Source organism: Micromonospora sp. NPDC003776 (genome assembly GCF_053605645.1).
Genome location: NZ_JBSGJR010000468.1, coordinates 1 through 5723, shown reverse-complemented (window position 1 = coordinate 5723; position 5723 = coordinate 1). Strand labels below are relative to the sequence as shown.

Below are 5723 nucleotides of genomic sequence, written 5' to 3'. Positions count from 1 at the left end.
GCTCGGCCTCGGCACGGATTCGGTGGAGCCGGCCGCCGCCGGGCCGGACGGCGCCATCGACCTCGGCGCGCTGCGGCAGGTGCTGCGGGCGGGCTCCGCCGGTCCCACCATCGTGTGCCTGCAGGCCGGCAACGTGAACACCGGCGCGTGCGACCCGCTCCGGGAGGCGTGCGACCTGGTCCACCGGCACGGCGGTTGGGTGCATGTGGACGGCGCGTTCGGACTGTGGGCGGCGGCGAGCCCCGCCACCCGGCACCTGGTCGACGGGCTGGAACTGGCGGACTCGTGGGCCTGCGACGGCCACAAGTGGCTGAACCTGCCGTACGACTCGGCCTTCGCGTTCTGTGCCCGGCCCGACGCACACGCGGCGGCGATGTCGTACGCCGCCACGTATCTGGTCGGTTCGGGCGGCGCACCGGCGGGCGCGGACCTCACCGCCGAGTCGTCGCGGCGGGCGCGGGGGTTCGCCGTCTGGGCCGGCCTGCGGGAACTGGGCCGCGACGGGGTCGCCGCGCTGGTCGACCGCTGCTGCGCACTGGCCCGCCGGTTCGCCGAGGGCCTGGCGGCGGCCGGCTTCGAGGTGGCCAACGAGGTGGTCCTCAACCAGGTGCTAGTCGGCTTCGGTGACGACGCGCGCACCGACCGGGTGGTGGCGGCGGTGCAGGCCGACGGCACCTGCTGGGCGGGCGGCACGACGTGGCGGGGACGGCGGCTGATGCGGATCTCGGTGTCGAACGCCACCACGACCGAGGCGGACGTGGACCGCTCGGTCGCCGCGATCACCCGCCTCGCCGCCTGACGTCGCCCCCTTGCCCGCGGCGGGCACCATGGGGCCGTGCTCCGCTTCGTACTCAACCTGCTCTGGCTGATCTTCGGCGGCGGCCTCGTGCTCGCGCTCGGCTACGGCATCGCCGCGCTGATCTGCTTCGCCCTGGTCGTCACCATTCCGTTCGGCGTCGCCTCGCTGCGGCTCGCCTCGTATGCGCTCTGGCCCTTCGGCCGCACCCTGGTCGCAAAGCCCGGAGCCGGGCTGGCCTCCGGCGCGGCGAACGTGCTGTGGGTGCTGCTCGCCGGCTGGTGGCTGGCGCTGTCCCACATCGTCGCCGGGGTCGGGCTCTGCGTCACCGTCATCGGCATCCCGTTCGGCGTGGCGAACTTCAAGCTGGTGCCGGCGGCGCTCTGGCCGCTGGGCCAGGAGGTCGTCGAGACGCCCTGACCGGCGGGGCGCAGCCGCGGACGGGTTCCCTCCGATGGCGGGCCGTCACCACCTCTACGGCGTCCTAGGAGGCTGGTCTTCTCCGTCGACGGGCGGCCCTGGGGACGCGAATCCGCCTCGCGTCGGCTCGCGCCCGACTACGGTCGGAGCAGTGGCCGATCACCTCACCACGATCGAGGCACTCAAGGCGGACCCGGCCCTGGCCGGGCTGCGCCGATCCCTCGAGGCGTACTACGGCGACCCGGCCCGGGAGGCCGCGATGGACGCCTTCTACGCCCGCTTCGTCCACCCCGGCGACCTGGTCTTCGACATCGGCGCGCACGTCGGCGACCGGCTCGGCAGCTTCCGCCGCCTCGGCGCCCGCGTGGTCGCCGTCGAGCCGCAGCCGCTCTGCGTGCGCGCCCTGCGCGCCCTCTACGCCGACGACCCGGCGGCGACCGTGGTGGCGGCGGCCTGCGGCGCCCACCCGGCCCCGGTGCGGCTGCACGTCAACTCCGCCAACCCCACCATCTCCACCGCGTCCCGGCAGTTCATGGCCGCGGCCGCCGGCGCGGACGGCTGGGCGCACGAGATCTGGGACGCCGAGGTGGAGGTGGCCGGCACGACCCTGGACCGCCTCATCGCCGCGCACGGCGTACCGGCCTTCACCAAGATCGACGTGGAGGGTTTCGAGGAGGCGGTGCTGGCCGGCCTGAGCCGCCCGCTGCCCGCGCTGTCGTTCGAGTTCACCACCATCGCCCGGGAGGCCGCCCGGCGGTGCCTCGACCGGCTCACCCGGCTCGGCTTCACCCGGTTCAACGTCGCGCTCGGCGACGAGATGGCGTTCGCCCTGCCCCGGTGGCGCAGCGCGCCGGAGGTCGCCGCCTACCTGCGCGGCCTGCCGCACGAGGCCAACTCCGGCGACGTGTACGCGGTCTCCCCGCCCGCCCCCGCCCACCTCGACGGTCCACCCGCCTGACCCGCCCGGAACGCCGAGCCGAACCTCCCCGCCCGATCTTGGACAGTCGTCGTTCGCGCCGAACGGCAACTGTCCAAGATCCGGCCCCCTACCCCTGCGCGGCGTTCGAAACGGCCGCCGCGTCCGGGTCGATGGGGCGGGACACCGCATCGGGGATGTCCGGGACGGCGGGCCGTGATGTGCGAGCCGAGTCGACCGGCCCACCCTCATCCGACCTGGGCCCGCAGCGAGGCACCCCCCAACCCGGCCGACGTTAAGCCGACTCGGGATGCGGCATCCGGGGGCATCCGGCGCCGAAGAAACCCCGGGCTGCCGCAGCCCGAGTCGATCACCGCCTGCCCGAAGATTCACGTGCCGGTCTGGCGCCGGTGCGAGGGCAGCCGGTGGCGGCCCGACGTCCCCCCATCCCTGGCCGGAGTGGACGGTGGCCCTGCCGGTCGGGGGCAGCTTCGGGAGGCATCGATGCTGGTCAGCAGCCCCGTCGGCAGCGGGCGGACCGACCCGGCAGGTCCGCCGCTTTTTTAAGGTTTTGAACTTAGGCATGTTTCGTTACCGGCCTGTTATTGACGTGACCGGCGCCACTTCGGTTGACTGCGACGGAACCGCTTCCGCAACCGGTTCCGACCGCCACCACCGCTGCGACCCGGGAGGGTCCCGTGCCGATCACGATCGCCGACGTCGCCACCCGCGCGGGGGTGAGCAAGACGACCGTCTCGCGGGTGCTCAACGGCAAGGGCGAGGTGCACGTCCGCACCGCCGACCGGGTCCGGGCGGTGATCAGCGACCTGGGATACGTGCCGAGCGCCCGGGCGGTCGGCCTGGCCCGGGGCCGTACCCGGGTGGTCGGCATGCTGGTGCCCGCGCTGACCTGGCCGTGGATGGGCGAGGTGCTCCAGGGCGCGGCCGACGTGGTCGAGCAGGAGGGGTACGGGCTCCTGCTGTTCACCTGCACCCGGGGCGACGAGTCGATGCGCCGGTTCGCCTCCCAGGTCTCCGCGAAGTCCTTCGACGGGCTCCTCGTGGTCGAGCCGGAAGGCACCCTCGACTACATCACCGAACTGCACGAGCGCGGCCTGCCGGTGATCCTCATCGACGACCGCGGCCACCAGCCCGGCTTCCCCTCGGTGCGGACCACCAACACCGACGGGGCCCGGGCCGCGGCCGCCCACCTGCTGGGGCTGGGCCGGCGCCGTCCCCTGGTGGTGACCGGGCTGAGCCGCTTCGGCTGCACCCGGGAACGGCTCGCCGGCTTCGCGGACGCCTACGCCGACGCCGGCCTGCCCATCGACCCCGCCCACGTCGTGGAGGGAGACTTCACCTTCGAGTGCGGCCGGGCGGCGGTGGAGCGCCTCCTGGCCGACGGTGTGCCGTTCGACGCGGTGTTCGCGCACAACGACCTCTCCGCCGCCGGCGCGCTCCAGGCGCTGCGCGACGCCGGCCGGCGCGTCCCCGAGGACGTGGCCGTCGTCGGCTTCGACGATCTGCCCCTGGCGGGACACACGCACCCACCGCTGACCTCGGTACGCCAGCCGTTGCGGGAGATGGGGGCGGTCGCGGCCCGCAGCCTCGTCGCCCGCCTCGCCGGCACGCCGCTGCCCGACACCCCGACCGTCATCCCCACCAGCTTCACCGTCCGCGCCTCCACCGGCACCACCTGACCCCCCACCGCCGAACCCATCACCCACACCGCCGGGCAGCCGCCCGCCGGTGGCACCACCGCACACCCTCCATCCACCACATCCCCGCCTGAGGTACGCGGGAGCACCGAGGGAGACCTCCATGAGAAGAAGGCAGTTCCTCGCCGTGGCGCTGGCCGGCGTCCTGGCCACCGGCGTCGCGGCGTGCGGCGACAGCCCGAACGCCAACAAGAAGAACGGCCAGGCGGCCACCGTGCTCAACGTCGGCATGCCGAACGGACCGCAGGCCGAGAACAACAACCCGTTTCTGACCACGTCGGCCGCGGCCTCGCTGGGTTACCGGTGGCAGATCTTCGAGCCGCTGATGATGTGGAACCCGGTCAAGCCGGCCGAGCCGTTCAAGCCGTGGCTGGCCACCAAGGCCGAGTGGTCGGCGGACTACACCTCGGTCAAGGTCACCATCCGGGACAACGCCACCTGGTCGGACGGCCAGAAGGTCACCGCCGACGACGTCGCGTTCACCTACAACCTGGTCAAGAAGTACCCGGCCCTCAACGACCAGGGGGTGCCGTACACGGACGCGACCGCGAGCGGGAACGAGGTCACGATCAAGATGTCCAGCCCGCAGTTCGTCAACCAGCAGAAGGTGCTGTGGCGGGTGCCGATCGTGCCGAAGCACATCTGGGAGAAGATCAGCGATCCGACGACCGACCCGGTCAAGCAGCCGGTCGGCAGCGGCCCGTACACGCTGAAGTCCTTCACCCCGGCCACCACCACCCTGTCGGTGCGCGACAAGGGCTACTGGCAGGACCTGCCGAAGGTCAAGGAGCTGCGCTACACGTCGTACACCGACAACAGCGCGCAGACCACCGCGCTGGCCAACGGCGAGTCGGAGTGGAGCTTCGTCTTCATCCCCAACTACCAGGCGGTCTTCGTCGCCAAGGACCAGGCCCACCACAAGGTGTGGGCACCCCCGGTGCTCGGCATCCACGGCCTCTACGTCAACACCACCAAGAAGCCGTTCGACGACCCGGCGCTGCGCCGTGCGATGAACATGGTCATCGACCGGCAGGACATCTTCACCACGGCCGAGGCCGGCTACTTCCACCCGCTGGTGAAGAGCGTGACCGGCCTGCCCAGCCCCGCCGGTGACGCGTTCGTGGCGCCCGAGTTCAAGGGCCAGGAGCAGAAGGTCGACGTGGAGGGCGCCAAGGCGCTGCTCACCGGCGCCGGCTACAAGCTCGACGGCAACACCCTCAAGGACAAGACGGGCAAGGCCGTCACCATCAAGCTGACCGACCCGGCCGGCTGGTCCGACTACCAGACCAGCCTGGAGATCGTGAAGGACGGCCTGTCGAAGATCGGCATCGCCGCGACGGTCGACAAGGCCAACCAGGACGCCTGGTTCCGCAACGTCGAGCAGGGCAACTTCGAGGCGACCTTCCGGTGGACCGAGGGCGGCGCCACGCCGTACGACATCTACCGGACCGTGATGGACGGCCGGCAGCTCAAGCCGATCGGCACCGCCTCCCCCGCCGGCAACTTCGGCCGCTTCAACAACAAGGAGGCGACGGACGCGCTGGTCGCCTACGCCAACGCGACCGACGACGCCGCCCGTACCACCGCGATGAACACGCTGCAGAAGGTCTTCGTCGACCAGGTGCCGATGATCCCGGTCGGCGCGGACAACATCGGTGGCGCGTACAGCACCAAGAACTGGACCGGCTGGCCCGACGACTCGAACCCCTACGGCGCCCTGCAGCCCACCCAGCCGAACGCGCTGGACGTGGTCCTGCACCTCAAGCCCGCCAACGGCTGACCCCCGGCGCCCCCTGCACCCCCCCGGCGGCGACAGCGCGGCCGTCCCGTCCCACAACCCCACCAAAACCGGCAGCGACAACGACGATAGAAT

The 5723-nt window shown here is 72.2% G+C and carries 5 protein-coding genes; all 5 read left to right on the top strand.

Annotated features, from left to right (window positions below):
* The coding region (locus tag ACWEVO_RS28370) for a pyridoxal phosphate-dependent decarboxylase family protein (protein ID WP_452310547.1) at positions 1–799 on the top strand (799 nt) is incomplete at its 5' end.
* Positions 800–835: 36 nt separating this feature from the next.
* On the top strand, positions 836–1216 hold the full coding sequence (locus ACWEVO_RS28365) for a YccF domain-containing protein (RefSeq protein WP_452310546.1): 381 nt from the start codon (positions 836–838) through the stop codon (positions 1214–1216).
* A 151-nt stretch (positions 1217–1367) separates the two neighbouring features.
* The gene (locus ACWEVO_RS28360; protein ID WP_452310545.1) at positions 1368–2174 is read left to right on the top strand and encodes an FkbM family methyltransferase; all 807 of its coding nucleotides are present in this window, start codon (positions 1368–1370) and stop codon (positions 2172–2174) included.
* Between the two features lie 656 nt (positions 2175–2830).
* On the top strand, positions 2831–3832 hold the full coding sequence (locus ACWEVO_RS28355) for a LacI family DNA-binding transcriptional regulator (RefSeq protein WP_452310544.1): 1002 nt from the start codon (positions 2831–2833) through the stop codon (positions 3830–3832).
* Positions 3833–3953: 121 nt separating this feature from the next.
* Positions 3954–5630, top strand: a complete 1677-nt coding sequence (locus ACWEVO_RS28350) for an ABC transporter substrate-binding protein (protein ID WP_452310543.1) — start codon at positions 3954–3956, stop codon at positions 5628–5630.
* Positions 5631–5723: the final 93 nt, after the last annotated feature.

Bases quoted from the DNA above. Each gene is read 5' to 3' on its own strand.
- ACWEVO_RS28350 (WP_452310543.1), top strand. From the start codon at position 3,954: ATGAGAAGAAGGCAGTTCCTCGCCGTGGCGCTGGCCGGCGTCCTGGCC.